This is a genomic window from Desulfosporosinus sp. FKB (assembly GCF_002196705.1).
Classification (GTDB): domain Bacteria; phylum Bacillota; class Desulfitobacteriia; order Desulfitobacteriales; family Desulfitobacteriaceae; genus Desulfosporosinus.
This window is the reverse complement of record NZ_NADJ01000007.1, coordinates 39,751-55,510: the sequence shown is the minus strand read 5'-3', so window position 1 is coordinate 55,510 and position 15,760 is coordinate 39,751. Positions and strand designations below refer to the sequence as shown.

Sequence of the window (15,760 nt, the reverse complement as noted above, 5' to 3'; positions counted from 1 at the left end):
TTCACCTGGGTGACCTCCGTTATTTTTTGATTGGATTCTGTTGGCCAACAGTGCATCCTCTCAAAGCTTAACGTGAGGTCGTCTTTTTTTCAAAGCTCATTTTTTGTTACTCACAGGAATGCTCCTTATTAATTTTTAGTATGTTCACTTTCTTAATAATCATTTAGTAATAATCTGGTTAATTTAGCTGCTATTTTACAGTGCCTCTTGTTTTTTTGTCACTGTTTCCGACTGCTGTTTTAAAAAAACGGGGTTGTAATCAAAGTTACAACCCCGTTTCTCATAAATCAATTAGCACTGCGAGAAAACTATTTTATCCTCATCTGCTCGTACACAAATTTTGTTTCCAACTTTAAACTCACCTTGAAGGATCTTCTCAGACAATGCGTCCTCAATTAATCGTTGAATTGCCCTGCGTAAGGGTCGAGCTCCAAAGGTCGGATCATTGCCTTCTTTGGCAATAAGTTCAATGGCACTTGGATCGATCTGAAGCTCCAGGCCAACCTCCTTCAGGCGTTTATTCATCTGCAGAGCAAGAATTTCCGTGATTTTCGCCAGATGCTCTTTCTTCAGAGAATGGAAAACCACCAGTTCGTCGATACGATTCAGGAACTCAGGACGGAAAGTTCGTTTTAATTCTTCCATGACCTGACCGCGCATATTTTTATATTCTGTTTTCTCATCCTTCTGAGCGGCAAAGCCCATGGCATCCTTACGCAAGAAGGACGAACCAACATTGGAGGTCATGATAATAACTGTATTGCGGAAATCAACAGTTCTGCCTTTCGTATCCGTCAAACGCCCATCCTCAAGAACTTGAAGCAAAATATTGAACACCTCAGGATGCGCCTTTTCAATTTCATCTAACAAGACAACGCTGTAAGGTTTTCTTCTGACCGCTTCTGTGAGTTGTCCGCCTTCGTCATGTCCTACATAACCGGGAGGAGCTCCCACTAAACGGGAGACAGCGTGTTTCTCCATATATTCCGACATGTCAATGCGAATTAATGCTTTCTCGTCCCCGAACATAGCTTCAGCCAAAGAACGACCAAGTTCTGTTTTTCCGACGCCTGTGGGTCCCAGGAAAATAAAGGAACCGATTGGCCGTTTGGGGTCCTTTAAGCCTGCCCGTGCCCGTCGAACTGCCCGCGCGACAGCGGTCACTGCATCGTCTTGTCCTATAACCCTTTGGTGAAGAATTTCCTCGAGGTTCAGAAGCCGTTCACTTTCCTCTTGAGCCAATTTTTTGACAGGGATTCCGGTCCAGCTGGCTACAATCTGTGCAATATCATCCTCTGTAACTGTTGAGTTTTCTTTCTGGCGCTTGCTTTCCCATTCTTCCCGTTGTTTGGCAAGCTCTTCCTTCAGTTTGTGTTCCTGGTCTCTTAATTGAGCGGCCTTTTCAAATTCCTGACCCGTAACAGCAGCCTCTTTTTCCTTCTTCAGTCGTTCAATTTCCCCTTCAAGCGTTTTTAAATCAGGGGGAGCAATATAACTGGTAAGCCGAACTCTTGACGCAGCCTCATCCATTAAGTCAATAGCCTTATCCGGCAGGAAACGATCTGATACGTAGCGATCAGACAGCCGTACTGCGCTTTCAATGGCTTCATCGGTAATTTTAACCCTATGGTGGGCTTCATAACGATCTCGTAAGCCGCGCAGAATCAAGATTGCTTCCTCTACCGTTGGTTCGCTGACCGTGATAGGTTGGAAACGGCGTTCCAAGGCTGAGTCTTTCTCAATATATTTACGATACTCTTCTAAAGTCGTAGCACCTATACACTGCAATTCTCCGCGAGCTAAAGCAGGTTTTAAAATATTAGCTGCATCAATGGCCCCCTCAGCTGCACCAGCTCCAATAAGAGTGTGCAACTCGTCAATAAAGAGAATGATATTCCCGTCTGCCCGGATTTCATCCATCACTTTTTTCAAACGTTCTTCAAACTCGCCCCTATACTTGCTGCCTGCAACCATAGCCGAAAGATCCAGCGTTATTACCCGCTTGTTGCTGAGGATCTCCGGTACTCGGTTGTTGATAATTCCCTGAGCTAAACCTTCGGCAATTGCCGTCTTTCCTACCCCCGGCTCGCCAATTAAAGCCGGATTATTTTTTGTTCGGCGGCTTAAGACTTGAATTACCCGTTCTATTTCCTGCTCTCGGCCAATAACGGGATCCAATCTGCCTTCGCGGGCTTGCTGCGTGAGATCCCGTCCAAATTCATTTAAGGAAGGAGTATTGGCTGGCCCAGCGTTTTTGCCGACTGGAACCGAGTTGGAAGGCGGAACAGCAGATTCGTCTAATTCTCCACCCAACAACTTAACCACTTGTTTCCAAACTCTTTCCGGATTGACGTTTAGATTAGCCAAGATTCGAGCGGCAATTCCCTCCCCTTCCATGATAAGACCTAAAAGAAGGTGTTCTGTACCAATATAATTGACGTCCTGGCGATGGGCTTCCTCATTGGCTAACTCTAAGACCTTTTTTACCCGCGGTGTCAGTTCTACAGCTCCCATATTGGGTTGGCCTACACCTGTAATTTCTTCAACCATAGTCCGGACCTTTTCAAGATCCAGGCCCAAATTTCTCAAGGCTTGGGCAGCAATTCCCTCCCCTTCTTGAATAAGCCCCAGCAAAATGTGCTCAGTACCTACAACCTTGTGTCCCATGCGTTTGGCTTCGCTCTGAGCTATCATTAAAACCTTTTCTGCACGTTCTGTATAGCGTCCTTTCATTGCGTTCATCCTTTCATTAACATTAAAATAGAAATTCTAGTTTTTTTGTTTTCTCGCTGCTTGTTCATGCCCGGATTATGTTGTCTGTTCGCGAATCAAACGGGCTCTTTCGCTATCTCGCTGACTGGGATCCAATTCCCGATCAAGAATGTATTGCAAACATCCCGGACGGGTATTGACAAGCAGCGTTGCAAAGCTCTCTTTGTTCTTAGGCAATATTCCCATATCTGTTCCCAAACGATCTTGGGATAATAGTTGCATTGCATCCTCAGAAGTAAGCAGACGGGCATTTTTCAGGATCCCCCGGGCCCGCCAGACTTTATCCTCTAAGAATAAGGGCATCTGTCTGCGAAGATATTCACGGGCCTGAAGTTCGTGTTCTAAAATTTGTCCGGTCACTGCTTCTAAATGAGTGAGAATATCCTCTTCGCTTTTTCCCAGGGTAATCTGATTAGAGACTTGGAACATCTGCCCATAGGCTTGAGATCCTTCCCCATACAATCCTCGGATAGCTAATCCTAAATTCGTCAAAGCCCCTAAAACCTGCTGTACCTGTTTAGTCATTACCAAACCGGGCAAATGGACCATAACCGAAGCTCTTAGACCTGTTCCCACATTGGTCGGACAGGCCGTAAGATATCCCTGGTTTTCCCGATAAGCAAAATCGAGTTTTTCCTCCAGAGCATCATCTAAGGCCATTGCTAAACGATTGCACTCCAGCAATTGTCTTCCCGGCAGAAGAACTTGAATTCTTAAATGATCTTCTTCATTAACCATAACGGCATATTTATGATCCTTGGCAAGGGCTACCCCACTTGATCCAGAAGACCCTCCTAAACTTGGACTGATTAAATGCTTTTCAATCAGCACCTGATGCTCAATACTGGTCAGATTCGTCAGAGACATATACTGTAAAGGGTCTTGATCCGCCTGAACCGTTGTAAGAGTCTGGGCCAAAATCTGTTCGACCTGACTAGCCCCTTCAATATTTAAAACGTGAGGAAAAGGATAGTTTTCAAGGTTGCGGGCCAGCCGTACACGACTGCTAATCACGACAGGGGAATCCGATTCAGCCATCCAGGCACTAGTTTGCAAAAGAAGTTCTTTACGTGTCATGGTTTTCCCCTCCCATGAGTTGTTCGATCTCGCGAATTTGATCCCGGACCAGGGCGGCCTCTTCGAAATTTTCTTGCTGAATTAATAGTTGGAGCTTTTCTTTAAGCTTTCGCTCTTCCAAACGGTTTTTAATAGCACTTCCTCGTCTGACAGGAACCTTACCTACATTTTGCCCTCCGCCATGTATCCTGCGAAGCAATGGCTCAAGCTGTGTTTCGAAAGTTTCATAACAAGTGCTGCAGCCAAGCTTACCGGCCTGAGTTATTCTGGAGAAAGATATGCCGCACTTCGGGCAGACCTTCTCAGAAGGTTGTTCCGGTAATTTGGGATTTAAACCAAATAAAGCTTGAAGAAACTCCGGGACAATAACAGGATGAAAAATAAAACTGACTTCCTTAGTTTGTTTTGCACAAACTTCACAAAGATAAACTTCACGGGTCTCCCCATTTTCTGTCTTCATTATCTGTACTTTAGCTTCTCTTTGCTGACAATGTTGACAAAGCATATCAAATCCCCCCTTAAAGCAAATCATCCCTGCTCAACGTGGTTAAAATACTCTTCATTAATTGAGCACGAAGTACATTCCAATCGGTAAATTCGCCGCTCAAAGCGCCCCCTGAGAGAATTCCTTTAATTAGAGCCGCTTCGCGAACCGTCACCAGCTGTTCATCAAGCAATCGCTCGACCAGCCCATTGCAGCGCACCCGTGTAAGCTGCTCACCAATTAATTGACGCATGATCTGTTGATATTGACCTTCCATGCCTAATCCCAAACGGACAATACGCAAGTATCCTCCGCCCCCTCGGCGGCTTTCCACTAAATAACCCCGTTCTACGGTAAACCGAGTATCCAATACATAGTTAATCTGAGATGGAACGCAGTCAAATTCTCCCGCCAGCTCGCTACGTTGTAATATAATATAACCATCTGGCGTTTGTTCCAGAATTCTTTTAAGATATTCTTCAATGCGGTCCGCAAGATTTCCCATATTTGATGTACTCCTTGTCAAATATTCTTTGCCTAAGCCAGCCCCAACAAACATTGACCTTCTCTGACCTTCTAACTATATGATACCCATTTTCCTCAAAATTTGCAAAGGATTTTTCTAAAAAACTTTAAACTCTTAAAAATCAAAAGCTTAATGGTAAACTTATTAGTTGAATGGTCTGCCAAAAATAATTAAAGACCGTCAATAGACAGTCCTTAGATAAGCTTCATTGTTTACAATTATTTCGAAAACAAGACAAAATAAAACCAAGATGACAACGTTAACAAGCCAATACTGCCAAGCAGCCATACAACAGGCTGCCCTTCTAAGGGCTTATTTTCATCTCTGTTTTTCCCGTCTGTGTTATTAATAACTTTCGGTTCCAGAAATTGAGCTGGTTCTTCTGACCTTCGCATGCCGATCCGAGACGTCGACGTGCGGGATGCAATATCCATCCAAAGTAAGGAGCCATGCAACATACTTTGGAGTTCTTCTTGACTCAGCCAAATATTATGCTCTTTCATGAACGTAAAGCGATAAACCCTTTCTTACAAAGGGCCCCCGCTTGGCACCTCCAAATCGTAAGTTAGTTGCCCAAGATCTGTGTAATTACTTCTCCAATTCTGCTATTCGCCCTTAGACTAAAAATCCCTGCTATGAATGCAGGGATTTTGTCTTTCTGGCTCGCTATAAATCATGGAATTGCAGCATAATTTGCGCCAAAGGTTCACAATACCTCCCAAATTCTACTTAATGATCAGAACTGGACATCCGGCCCTTTGGAGCACCCGTTGACTAACGCTTCCTAATACTGACCCTGTGATAGCCCCATAACCATGACTCCCCATGATTATCAAATCGATGTCTTCATTTTTAATCTCATCGAGAATCACCGTCACGGGGTGACCTGATTTCAGCGTCTTCTTGATTACAACATTTGAAGTCTCGATACCCGTCAGAGTTGCTTCGAGAGCCAAGTCTCCACTTTTGTCCAGTTGATCCTGCGTTACCGTAATACCGTATGAAATCGTATACCCCCAAAAAGCCTGGGGGGTAAAATTAACATGAAGAAGTTCTATCTCAGCCTGAACAGTTTGGGCTAAGTCTATGGCGGCCTTCAGAGCACGCCGCGAAAATTCAGAGGCATCCGTAGGGACGAGAATTTTTTTAAACAATCCTATCACTCCCTTACATAAAATGGACATCTTTCCTTTATTATATCCTATTCTCAATATTTCCAATACGATAAACTATAATTTCTGATAGTTAAGGGAGGATGGGCTGCTCGAGGTTTCCGAGTAAAGGGTTTTTTTATTCGTTTGTCGAAGTAATTACCTACTAGCTCTTAGAAGGTGGTTTTTCATTTGTGGTTTAAACGTCCGGATATCCCCCAAGCCGTTGTGATCTTAATTATCGGAGGATTCATCCAATCCATTGGGAATTCTCTGCTGTGGCCTTTAAATAGCCTTTTTATGCATAATAGTTTAGGTCGTACTTTAACAGAGGCAGGCACCCTTTTAGCCCTCCAGTCAGCAGCCTCTTTGCTGGGACAATTCTTAAGTGGGTTTTTAGCAGATCGCTTTGGTTCCAAAAAAATAATGATTATCGGTCTTGTAGGTGCCGTTTTATCCATAGGATCCATCGGAGTTTTCCCTGTCTGGAGAGTTTATATGCCCGGATTTGTCCTTTTTGGCTTAGCCCAAGCATTTATTTTGGTCCCTTTAAACGCGCTTATTCATGCCGTCTGGCCTGAAGGCGGACGGCGCGGTTTTAATATGCTCTATGTTTCTAACAACGCCGGCGTTGCAATCGGAACAGCAATTGGAGGGATAATTGCTCAAGTATCATTCCGGCTTACCTTTTCCTTAAATGCCGCAGCCTTTTTCATTTACTTTCTTCTCGTGTCCTTTGGGATTTCAGAGCATAAGACATCCATTTCCTCGACGCCTGCAAAACATCACTCGGGAAGTTTGTATAAAGACCGTGGCTTTAAGGTACTCCTTACCTTAGGAGGAGGTATTTTCTTTGTCTGGGGGGCTTACATCCAACTTGTATCAATTTTGCCGGTGGTCATGAATCAATTAGGTTTTTCCCTCTTTTCTTACAGCATTCTTTGGACGCTGAACGGCGTTTTTATCGTTACATTACAACCCCTCATTAATTGGGTGATTAGAACCTATGCTCAATCCTTTCAGCGACAGTTTTATCTTTCGGCGATGCTTATATCGATTGGTTTTATTATTATTTGGGCGAGACTGCCCTATGTATCCTATATTATCGCAATACTCATCATAACACTGGGAGAAATGTTAATTTTACCGGCAGTTCCTGCAGCCTCTGCTCAACTCGCCCCGCAGGGAAAAACCGGCGTATATCAGGGTATTGTTGGAGGGGCTTCTGCCGGCGGACGCATGTTAGGTCCTTTCCTCGGTGGTGTGTTTTTTGACCACGGGGGAGGCTCCTACGTTTGGATCCTTGCTCTCACATTCATGGCGATCTCTATAGTTATGTTTTTCTTCTACGGTAAGTATATTCGTTCTATGCTCATGGAACGAAGCGCAAGCTCATTTTGACGGCTTTTTAATACCGGTGATTAAATGCCTAAAGGCCATGAGAGGATGAGAAAACACCATCTTAGGTCCTGCATAACGCATAATCTCAATCATTCTTTCTCGCATATCCGGTTTATAGCAATGTACGGGGCATTTCCCGCAGGATGTTTTTTGATCTCCAAACCTGCAGTGATCCAGACGAGTCATAGCATATCTCTCAAGCTCCTGACATTCCGGACAGAGACCCTCTTGAGTATGATGATGATCTTTACAATAGAGTCTAAGCATTGTTCTTACTGTTTTCTTCTCCTGATCCAGCATTTTTGACATCATCCTCAACTCCTTGCTTAACCCATCTTGAATTTAGACTCAATGCTATTGTTCTTTAATGATGTTATAAATCTTGTTTTAGGAAAATTAGACTTCTATTCTCTTTATATTAAGGGAGGCTCCATGCCGAATTTACTCCAATCTTCCCGCGCAGGGCCGTAAATACCCGGTACTTTTAAACCTGCTTGCCTCATCAAAACGGTCATTTGCCCGCGGTGATGGATCTGGTGGTTAACAAGAACGTTTAAAATCATGGCAATTGTCCAGCTCTCCCCATACATGTTACGGTCCTCTAAGAGTGTTTGATCATTCCACTGATGTATAATTCCCATTTTCATGCTCTCACTTGCATTTTCATAATAGTTTATAATATCTTTAACTGAGCTTGGTACCGGAGCATCTTCCAGAAATCCTTCAAATACCAGCCCCGTCTTAGACATCATCTCAGGGATTGTTATGGCTATGTGCCATGCCAATCGTCCTATGGTACGGTCCTCCTTCGTGACTCTTTGATCCAGTGAGTCATCCGTTAAGGCTTTGAAAATTTCCAGGGTTAACTCTGATTCTCTTTTCCAAGTTTCCAGAAATGAAGCAATTGACGAAAACACGCAAGTTCCTCCCCTAATTATTTAATTTTCCCCATCTTATCAGTTAGCCTATAGTTCGGTCAATGAGTGAACTTGTTCAGCTAAAGCCTGAACATCGGGACCACACCCACTTGTAGAAGTTGGTGTCTTACAATTGGTTAAACTTCAAAAGCGGGACCCGCTTTTGAGCAGATCCCGCTTGTTCTTCATATTTTAATGAACCATTAGAAGGTACTAACATTATTTAATCGCTATTAATAAAAGCCTGCATTATTTACTTTCGTAATATTTACGCAGGTTAGCTGCAACTTGCTCCGGATCAACCTTGTGAGTTGCAACTCCCGTATCCATAGCTGCTTTAGCAACAGCAGCAGCAACGGCAGGTCCAACACGTAAATCAAAGGACTTAGGTATTACGTAATCGGCATTGAGTTCTTCGGCACTGACGATGCTGGCAATAGCATAAGCCGCTGCAACTTTCATTTCTTCATTGATCACTTTAGCACCGGCATCAATAGCACCACGGAAAATCCCCGGGAAAGCTAATACGTTATTGACTTGGTTCGGGTAGTCAGAACGGCCTGTTCCTACAACTGCAGCACCTGCTTCTTTAGCATCAGCAGGCCAAATTTCCGGAACAGGATTTGCTTGAGCAAACACGATCGGATTCGGTGCCATGGATTTTACCATTTCTTTGGTGACAAGATTTGCACCAGATACGCCAATAAAGACATCAGCGCCTTTTAAGGCATCTGCTAAATTACCCTTGAGTAATTCACGGTTTGTTTTAGCAGCAATCTCTTCTTTGTACTTATTCATGCCTTCTTTACGGCCTTCGTATATCGTACCCTTTGTATCGAGCATAATGACATTTTGAAGTCCCATGCTCATTAAGAGTTTAACAATGGCCATGCCAGCTGCGCCTGCGCCATTGGCCACGATCTTAACGTCCTTCAGTTCTTTCTTGACTACTTTCAGGGCATTGACCAATCCAGCCATAGTCACGACAGCTGTTCCGTGTTGATCATCATGGAAAATCGGTCCATCATAAATTTCTTTAAGTTTTTCTTCGATATAAAAGCACTCAGGAGCCTTAATATCTTCCAGGTTAATAGCACCAAATGTTGGCTCGAGAAGCTTAACGGCTTCAACCACTTTGTCACTGTCTTGAGTATCTAAGCAAATGGGGAAAGCATCTACATTGCCGAAGGTCTTGAAGAGAATTCCCTTTCCTTCCATTACCGGCATGGCAGCGCGGGCGCCAATGTTTCCCAGGCCTAAAACTGCAGAACCAGTTGAGACAACAGCTGTTAAATTTTCACGATTTGTATAAACATTAACTACTGCAGGATCTTTAGCAATCTCCAAACAGGGTTCAGCAACTCCTGGGGAATAAGCGAGGCTTAAATCTTCTCCATTACGAACAGGTACTTTACTTACAACAGCAATTTTGCCTTTATTGTCTTTATGGAGAGCGAGAGCATCTTCACGAAGGCCCATATCTACACCAATCCTTTCAACATAAGATTATTTTTTATAACAAACTTAACTGGCGAAGGAGGAACAGGTTAGCTGCATTTATGCTAAAGGAAAGTATCAACCGTAGGCCTATACTTTCTGATAGTATAAAGAAAAACCGGCTTCTCCGAGCCTTAGCGAAAGCGAAGTCGTTGTTGCATGCAGTCTATAATAAATAACTTGTAAGAAAAAGCCTGGCCACTCAAATAAGTGACCAGGCTTCACTTACCTTAGGCTTTTTTGGATGCGTTTTTGGCGTCGATCTCGGCTTGTGCTGCTAAGATATCTTTAGCATTGAGATAAACCGGGGTATCAACCATTTTGTTATTGTAAGAAACGGAAGCTTTGCCTTTGGCAATTCCTTCTTCTTCGAAGACTTTTACAACACCGCGTGCCCATTCTACGTCAGCCGGATCTGGTGCATACATACGGTTGGAAGGTTCGATTTGTCCTGGGTGGATAATCATACGGCCTTCATAACCCATTTGACGGCCTTCGGCAACGTTTTTCTCAAAGGCTTCGATATTTTTGAAATCTACGAAAGGAGCGTCGATAGCGACGATTCCTGCTGCGCGGCAGGCAACAGCCATGTGAGCCCGAGCATATTGTTGCTCAACGGATTCATTGGTTAATTTTACTCGCATATCGCGGCAATAGTCTACAGCACCGAAGATAGCATTTACATTACGTTTACTTGCTAAGCAGCATTCTGCAGCATGTATAATCCCTTTAGCAGTTTCCAGAAGCATGGAGATTTTCACGCTTCCTACTTCTAATCCGCGACGACGCTCGAGTTCTTCAAGTTTCCAATCGAGACGTTGAACGTCTGCAGCACATCCGGTTTTAGCTAAGGTTACACCTGCAAGTCCTTCATAAACGATAGCTTCGAGGTCATCATTGGTTAATTCAGTTTCCCAGTTGTTAATACGAACAAATACTTGTGCTCCGTTAGAGCCAGCATATTTGAGGTTTTCAGCAACTAATTTCCGGGCAGCTTCTTTTTCAGCAGGTGGTACGGAATCTTCGAGGTCAAGAGTAATGATGTCGGCAACAAACTCCGGAGCCTTTGCCACCATTTTTGGATTGTTACCAGGAATATACAGAATTGATCTCATGATAGCCATAACGTTTTATACCCCCTAATAAATATAATTTATTATTGATTCCCAGATGATATCCAGGAAAGATCAACGAAGAAAATTAACAGCGGTTATCTCCGCAATGCACGAGAGAATCTTAGACCAACCATCGAAACCTAGACCGGAATAGCTGCTCAATTACACTTATCGAAGTCCCCTCCCTTCTCCGCAGTTACGTCACTGGCATCAGGGCTTGCTATGTATAGTACTTCAAATAAGCAATGTCTTTGGTTCAACTGTTATCGGTTTCGTTTCATTCTTCAAAACTTGGTTTCATTATTATCCCTATTTCATTATCATACGTATCTCCTGATTAGTCAACCATTTAATTAGCTCTCCCGCCAAGACTTACAATAAAATTAATTTATGGAATGAAACAAGGTTTTAATTCTTTCAAGTCTTGAATCGTAATATATCTCAGGATGATTATGATCTAGATAAATATGGCATAAGTTTCCCCAGCTTTCGCCGAAATAACCATACTTTTAAGAATTAGCCCTTCTAAGTTAACATCTGTCACTATTGGAATGTTCGTAGTAAATATGAAAGCAGGCGTTAGAATTTTTTAACCAACATCCTGCTTTCACCTTCTTTCATAATTCTATAATTGCGAATTATTTTAAGACTACCTATTTAGTTGTTGAATACCCTTCCATAGGCCATTATAATTCAAAGACCTTTCCTGGGTTAAAGCGATTGCTTGGGTCAAAGCTTCTCTTAATCTTTCTAAAGGCTCCCATAGCAGCAGGCGTAAACTCCGAATCGAGATACTTCTTCTTAACGAGCCCGATTCCATGCTCTCCACTTACTGTACCATCAAGATCAAGAGCCATCATGCAAAGTGCCTTTTCTGCAGCATGAACGGTTTCAACTTCCTCTTTATTCCGTTGATCGAAAAGAACGAGAGGGTGTAGATTTCCGTCACCGGCATGAGCCACAACTCCGATGGTGACACCATACTCTTTGGCAACTTTAAGAACTCCCTGAATTGCTTTGGGGAAATTACTCCTCGGAACCGTAATATCATTAACACCATATGACGGTCTAACACGAGCAACAGATCCGAAAGCACAGCGACGGGAAGTCCAAATTTGATCAACTTCAGCTGCCGATTGAGCAATTTTAAACTCTTTGGCAATTTTATTGCAAATTTCACTGATTGTCTTAACTTGAGGATCCATATCTTCGGGATATCCGTCAACCTCAATAATGAGAACAGCTCCAGCGTCACGAGGGAGCCCGGCATGACTAAAATCCTCAGTCGTATTGATAAGCAAATTATCCATCAATTCCAAAGTAGTGGGAATAATACCGGCAGCAACTATATCAGCAACAGTTTGTGAAGCATCTTCAACCTTGTCGTAAATTGCCAGCATTGTTTTCTTAGCTCTGGGCAAGGGTATGATACGGACGAAGACTTTAGTAACTAATCCTAAGGTTCCTTCCGCGCCAACAATAATTCGAGTTAAATCATAGGCTGGCTCACTTTGGAAATTACGTCCACCCGTTTGGATAACTTTGCCATTGGGGAGAACGACTTCCAAACCCAGAATATAATCCCGGGTAACCCCGTACTTAAAACATTTCGGACCGCCGGAACATTCACCAACGTTTCCTCCGATTGTTGAAGCTTTATAGGACGACGGATCGGGAGGAAAATAGCAGTTTCTCTTTTCGAGTTCGACTTGAAGGTCAAAGTTGATTACTCCAGGCTCAACAACTGCCACAAAGTTTTCCGTATCTATTTCATGAATTTTAGTCATTTTAGTAAAACTAATGACCACAGAATCTTGAGTTGGAATTGTTCCGCCACTTTCATTCGTCCCAGCACCCCGAGGCACAAGTTTAATATTATGCTCGTTCATCAATTTGACGATTTCAACAACTTCTTCCGTCGTATGAGGAGAAACGACTCCTAAGGCCTCACCAGATAATAACGTGCCGTCATAGCCATAGGTCAGCAAGCCGACTTTGTCTGTAACTACGTTTTTTTCTCCAACTATCTCCTTCAACCGATTAACAACCGTTTGGCTTAACATATTCAGACCTCCTTCTTCTTAAGCCTCTAGACTTACCCCAGGACTGAGAATCCCTTTGGGGTCAAATTGCTGACGCAGTTCCTGAAGCAAACCTATAGTTTGCTGCCACATTTCCGCATCATTATAAGCTTCAGCTTTGAGCTTGTGACCCAAGAGGCCCTTTATATTTCCGCCCAGGGACATTGCCAGTTTATTCACTTTAGCGGCTAAGGCAAGTTTATCGGTTCCCTCGGGCAGAGCCAAACAAACATATCCGAGAAGTCCTTCGACAACTACACCGGGGTAAGCTCCCAGATCTCCCGTGAGCGCTTCAAGCTGAGTTAAGGCTTGGGGCATTTTCGCCGGGCCAACCAGAAACTCCAAGGTTTGCTCCGGTTTCCCATTGAGCTCGGCACGGACCTTAAGCCAACCGTTGATCACTTGATCATACTCAGCCTCATCCTCAATGATTTTGACATCAGTCCCTCCGCCCAATGTGAGAACTGCAGCAATTTCATTAGCAATATTTTTGCCCGACTCTTTAAAGCCCTGTAAATCAATAATTACCAGTTGCCCTTCAGTTCCAGATATGGCATTTTTGGCAAGGGAGGCATTAAGGAGGTTCATTCGGGTCGGCTGTACATTACGCTTAATCAAAGTATTGAACGTTGCATTAGCCTTGTGGATTGATGTAAATGTGCCAATTACTGCTCTTTTAGCTTCCTGTACAGGCAGGAGCTTCACCAAAAGTTTGGTGAAAATCCCAAACGTTCCTTGGCTCCCCACAGCGAAGTGAATGAAGTCTAAACCTGAAACGTTCTTAATGCATTTATTTCCGATTTCCAGGATCTCCCCTGTCGGAAGAACCATTTCAAATCCCAAAAGAAACGTTCTGGTAGGGCCATATTCGAAAGATTTTGAATCAGAATCCCCAATCGCAAAGCAGCCGCCAATGGAACTGGTTTCGACTTCATAGGGCTCAGGAGGAAAGTTTAAGCCGGCTTCCCCAACCTTAAGCAGAAATTCCTTATGAAGAAGTCCAGGTTCGACGTGAGCCACAAGGTTTAGATGATCCATTTCTAAAATACGGTTCATCCGGGACATAACCATCGCAATTCCGCCATTAAGACCCTTGGTCCCGGCGACTGTCCCGCCTACTGCTATTTTTACATTCTGCTCATTTGCTAGTTTAACGATGCTCGAAACTTCTGATGTATTTCCTGGTAAGACAACGACTGCAGGCTTACCTTTACCTTTTAGGTATTTTGCCATTTCGGAAGGCGAATCAATGACATTATTATCACCGACAATCGCCTTCAGCTTACTGATATTGACGTTACTCATGACTACCCGCCCTTCCACTAATTTACTAGAACTTGCGGTCAGCATGTTCCGCAAATATACAAAGTCAATGTGATTCTTTTGGTTAATTAGTCTTTGTAAGCGTTGGCCATTAAATCGGCAACATGCATAACTTTTTGTTTTTGACCGGCTTTATTTATGCCGCCTTGAAGTCGCAACATGCAAGCTGGGCAACTTGTAGCCACCAAATCTGCATTCGTATCTTTGATGTTTTCTACCTTCTGATCCGTGATATTTGTTGATACCTCATGATAGAAAGCTTGTATTAGACCGGCAGCTCCGCAGCAGCGGCCTGCTTCAAACATTTCCTTATATTCAACCCGTGGAATCATTTGCAGCAATTGCCGAGGCTGTTTTGTCACCTTAAGGCCCCGGATCATGTGGCAAGGATCATGATAGGTAACTCTGACGGGGCTTGAATTATGAAGCTGGCTTTGATCAACACCAATTTTCGCCATATATTCTGAAAACTCAACCACTTTTTCACAAAATAATTCAACTTTCGGAAGATATGAGGGCTCATCAGCAAAGAGCTTTAGATAGTCATGCTTGAGCATTGAAGCACAGGACGCACATGCTGAAAGAACAACTTCGGCATCTTTATATTTATCTAAAAATGTATCAATAGTTTTGCGGGCATTTTTCTTCGCTGTTTCAAAGTCGCCATAAGCATATTGCGGAAGGCCGCAGCACACTTGATCTTTAGGAATAATAACATCACAGTCATTTTTCGTTAACACTTTAACAACAGAATGAGCAGTTTGATCTAACGAGTAATTCAGGAAACAGCCCACATAAAATCCGACTTTGTGTTTCGGATGCTGCACCGTAATCCTCTCCGGAACCTGCTCCAAAAATGGTTTTTTTGCTGTTGGGAAGTTGCGAATATCAATACCGCGGAAATAGTCCATTCCATCGATTTTATTAAGAACACTTTTGCCCATTCCTCCGAAAAGACTGAATCCCATTCCCAACCTCTTCGGACTTGCTAATGTTTTTAAAGCGAAAGACTTAGCAAATGGCTTAATTCCTTTTCTTAATTTCAAGTCTCGACGCGCTGCCATGACAAGCTCATTGCCTCGTACACCGTTTGCGCAAGCTACTGCACACTCACCACACAACAGACAGCTCATGATAGCATCTTCATACTCTTGATTAGGTTCTAATTTACCGTCGGCAACAGCTTTGATGAGTTGAATTCTTCCGCGTGCAACCATTGTTTCCTGACCAGTCAATTTATAGGTCTTACAGGCTGTATGGCAACCACCACACTTGTTACACGTGTTTAACATTTCGTATACTTCTGTCAAAACCCCCACTGATATTTCCCCCTTCTCTGCCAGATTATCAGACCATATGACGGATAGACTGATACTTGCAACACCCTTTGCTCGTTTAGATTTCTCTAGGACTTAG

At 43.3% G+C, this 15,760-nt stretch carries 14 protein-coding genes; 1 reads left to right on the top strand and 13 read right to left on the bottom strand.

Annotated features, from left to right (window positions below; all coding sequences use genetic code 11):
• Positions 1 to 291: 291 nt before the first annotated feature.
• From B5Y67_RS01035 to B5Y67_RS01010, 6 genes are all read right to left on the bottom strand, one after another.
• Entirely contained in the window at positions 292 to 2,733 is a 2,442-nt protein-coding gene (locus B5Y67_RS01035) for an ATP-dependent Clp protease ATP-binding subunit (protein WP_088224738.1), read from the bottom strand.
• 75 nt (positions 2,734 to 2,808) lie between these two features.
• Positions 2,809 to 3,849 (bottom strand): protein arginine kinase, encoded by a 1,041-nt coding sequence (locus B5Y67_RS01030; protein WP_088224737.1) that lies wholly within the window; start codon positions 3,847 to 3,849, stop codon positions 2,809 to 2,811.
• Entirely contained in the window at positions 3,839 to 4,354 is a 516-nt protein-coding gene (locus B5Y67_RS01025) for a UvrB/UvrC motif-containing protein (RefSeq protein WP_088224736.1), read from the bottom strand. The genes B5Y67_RS01030 and B5Y67_RS01025 overlap by 11 nt, the downstream gene beginning before the upstream one ends.
• A gap of 13 nt (positions 4,355 to 4,367) precedes the next feature.
• Positions 4,368 to 4,838, bottom strand: coding sequence for a CtsR family transcriptional regulator (locus B5Y67_RS01020; RefSeq protein ID WP_088224739.1), 471 nt, complete (start codon positions 4,836 to 4,838; stop codon positions 4,368 to 4,370).
• Positions 4,839 to 5,077: 239 nt separating this feature from the next.
• The gene (locus tag B5Y67_RS01015) at positions 5,078 to 5,362 is read right to left on the bottom strand and encodes a hypothetical protein (RefSeq protein ID WP_088224735.1); all 285 of its coding nucleotides are present in this window, start codon (positions 5,360 to 5,362) and stop codon (positions 5,078 to 5,080) included.
• A 222-nt stretch (positions 5,363 to 5,584) separates the two neighbouring features.
• Positions 5,585 to 6,013 carry a universal stress protein gene (locus tag B5Y67_RS01010; protein WP_088224734.1) on the bottom strand — a complete coding sequence of 143 codons (429 nt, stop codon included), beginning with the start codon at positions 6,011 to 6,013 and terminating at the stop codon, positions 5,585 to 5,587.
• 189 nt (positions 6,014 to 6,202) lie between these two features.
• On the opposite strand from B5Y67_RS01010, the gene B5Y67_RS01005 reads away from it, so the two are divergent.
• Complete coding sequence (locus B5Y67_RS01005) at positions 6,203 to 7,411, top strand: MFS transporter (protein ID WP_088224733.1); 1,209 nt, start codon at positions 6,203 to 6,205, stop codon at positions 7,409 to 7,411.
• On the opposite strand, the gene B5Y67_RS01000 is transcribed toward B5Y67_RS01005, so the two are convergent.
• From B5Y67_RS01000 to B5Y67_RS00970, 7 genes are all read right to left on the bottom strand, one after another.
• Entirely contained in the window at positions 7,403 to 7,720 is a 318-nt protein-coding gene (locus B5Y67_RS01000) for a nitrous oxide-stimulated promoter family protein (RefSeq protein WP_088224732.1), read from the bottom strand. The genes B5Y67_RS01005 and B5Y67_RS01000 overlap by 9 nt on opposite strands.
• Positions 7,721 to 7,824: 104 nt before the next feature.
• A complete protein-coding gene (locus tag B5Y67_RS00995) occupies positions 7,825 to 8,328 on the bottom strand; it encodes a DinB family protein (protein WP_088224731.1) in 504 nt (167 codons plus the stop codon).
• Positions 8,329 to 8,577: 249 nt separating this feature from the next.
• Complete coding sequence (locus B5Y67_RS00990; RefSeq protein ID WP_088224730.1) at positions 8,578 to 9,807, bottom strand: malic enzyme-like NAD(P)-binding protein; 1,230 nt, start codon at positions 9,805 to 9,807, stop codon at positions 8,578 to 8,580.
• 248 nt (positions 9,808 to 10,055) lie between these two features.
• Positions 10,056 to 10,949, bottom strand: a complete 894-nt coding sequence (locus tag B5Y67_RS00985; RefSeq protein WP_088224729.1) for a CoA ester lyase — start codon at positions 10,947 to 10,949, stop codon at positions 10,056 to 10,058.
• A 677-nt stretch (positions 10,950 to 11,626) separates the two neighbouring features.
• A complete protein-coding gene (locus B5Y67_RS00980; RefSeq protein WP_088224728.1) occupies positions 11,627 to 13,003 on the bottom strand; it encodes an FAD-linked oxidase C-terminal domain-containing protein in 1,377 nt (458 codons plus the stop codon).
• An 18-nt stretch (positions 13,004 to 13,021) separates the two neighbouring features.
• The gene (locus B5Y67_RS00975) at positions 13,022 to 14,326 is read right to left on the bottom strand and encodes an FAD-binding oxidoreductase (protein WP_088224727.1); all 1,305 of its coding nucleotides are present in this window, start codon (positions 14,324 to 14,326) and stop codon (positions 13,022 to 13,024) included.
• A gap of 86 nt (positions 14,327 to 14,412) precedes the next feature.
• Positions 14,413 to 15,663 carry a (Fe-S)-binding protein gene (locus B5Y67_RS00970; protein WP_088224726.1) on the bottom strand — a complete coding sequence of 417 codons (1,251 nt, stop codon included), beginning with the start codon at positions 15,661 to 15,663 and terminating at the stop codon, positions 14,413 to 14,415.
• Positions 15,664 to 15,760 lie beyond the last annotated feature (97 nt).

Excerpts from the sequence above, each read along its gene's own strand:
- B5Y67_RS01020 (WP_088224739.1), bottom strand. The coding sequence starts at position 4,838 with ATGGGAAATCTTGCGGACCGCATTGAAGAATATCTTAAAAGAATTCTG.
- B5Y67_RS00985 (WP_088224729.1), bottom strand. The coding sequence starts at position 10,949 with ATGGCTATCATGAGATCAATTCTGTATATTCCTGGTAACAATCCAAAA.
- B5Y67_RS01035 (WP_088224738.1), bottom strand. The coding sequence starts at position 2,733 with ATGAAAGGACGCTATACAGAACGTGCAGAAAAGGTTTTAATGATAGCT.
- B5Y67_RS01030 (WP_088224737.1), bottom strand. The coding sequence starts at position 3,849 with ATGACACGTAAAGAACTTCTTTTGCAAACTAGTGCCTGGATGGCTGAA.
- B5Y67_RS01025 (WP_088224736.1), bottom strand. The coding sequence starts at position 4,354 with ATGCTTTGTCAACATTGTCAGCAAAGAGAAGCTAAAGTACAGATAATG.
- B5Y67_RS00980 (WP_088224728.1), bottom strand. The coding sequence starts at position 13,003 with ATGTTAAGCCAAACGGTTGTTAATCGGTTGAAGGAGATAGTTGGAGAA.
- B5Y67_RS01015 (WP_088224735.1), bottom strand. The coding sequence starts at position 5,362 with ATGAAAGAGCATAATATTTGGCTGAGTCAAGAAGAACTCCAAAGTATG.
- B5Y67_RS01000 (WP_088224732.1), bottom strand. The coding sequence starts at position 7,720 with ATGTCAAAAATGCTGGATCAGGAGAAGAAAACAGTAAGAACAATGCTT.
- B5Y67_RS00975 (WP_088224727.1), bottom strand. The coding sequence starts at position 14,326 with ATGAGTAACGTCAATATCAGTAAGCTGAAGGCGATTGTCGGTGATAAT.
- B5Y67_RS00990 (WP_088224730.1), bottom strand. The coding sequence starts at position 9,807 with ATGGGCCTTCGTGAAGATGCTCTCGCTCTCCATAAAGACAATAAAGGC.